Source organism: Treponema socranskii subsp. socranskii VPI DR56BR1116 = ATCC 35536 (assembly GCF_000468115.1).
GTDB lineage: Bacteria > Spirochaetota > Spirochaetia > Treponematales > Treponemataceae > Treponema_D > Treponema_D socranskii.
In genome coordinates this window covers 1-1,054 of the sequence record NZ_AVQI01000075.1, presented here as the reverse complement: position 1 = coordinate 1,054, position 1,054 = coordinate 1, and the positions used below count along the sequence as shown (strand labels likewise).

The window sequence follows — 1,054 nt, the reverse complement described above, 5'->3', positions numbered from 1 at the left end:
GAAGACAAAAACGCAAAAGCGAACTTCCTCGCTCTCTACAACACGCTCCACGGCACTCACCTCGACGTATCTGTCGAACTCGAGCCGCTCCGTCTCGAACAGGTGATGTACATGGCTTTCCGCAATGATGTCGCCTGCCTCGTCGACGGAAAGATCATCGTATTGGTCGAGCACCAATCCACGATAAACGCCAATATGCCGCTGCGATTTTTGCAGTACGCAGCCCGTCTCTACGAGCGCATTCAAAATCCGCGCGACCGCTATCTGAGACGCCTGAAAAATATCCCTACGCCGGAGTTCTATGTGTTCTACAACGGAGAAGAAGATTACCCCGAAACCGCGACATTACGCCTCTCCGAAGCCTTTATGACGATGCCCGAAAAGCCGAGCCTTAAAGTCGTTGTCAGCGTGACGAATATCAATTATAATAAAGATAATGAGATCTTACATACGTGCAAACCGCTGAAAGAATACACGCTGTTCGTAGATGCCGTACGGAAACATACGAAGCTCGACAGCGAAAACGGCTTTCGGAACGCGATCAAAGAGTGCATACAAAACGACATCTTACGGGAATACTTACAGCGAAAGTCAAAGGAGGTGATGAACATGTTAATTGCCGAATATGATTACGATGTGGACATAGCCGTGCAGCGGGAGGAAGAAAGAGAAATCGCCTTGAAAGAAGGCATCGCACAGGGAAAACAGGAGGGCATTTCCGAAGGCTCATATCAATCGAAGCTCGAAACGGCAAAAAATATGCTTGCTATGCACTATCCGCTTGAAGACATTTGCAAGATTACCGGCCTCACCGAAGCGGAAATCGAACGGCTGTAAACCGAACCGTCTCGCGCGGCAGCAATTCATCACATCTTCGACGACCTCATGTTTTGCTTTTTTTCATTTATAAGCTTTTCCGTGTATACATTTCCGGCGCGCTCGCCCTGAATTAATAATTAATAAAAGTTGTGAAAAGCGATGAAATATGTTATAATACCGATAGGATGCCGGAGGCATTCGACATCGGAAGTCGTGCATCCTGCAAAAGTTTTCA

1 protein-coding gene is annotated in these 1,054 nt (G+C 47.3%); it reads left to right on the top strand.

The features are described from left to right. A partial coding sequence (locus tag HMPREF0860_RS10175; RefSeq protein WP_021495745.1) for an Rpn family recombination-promoting nuclease/putative transposase occupies positions 1 to 837 on the top strand: 837 nt, incomplete at its 5' end. Between the last annotated feature and the right edge of the window lie 217 nt (positions 838 to 1,054).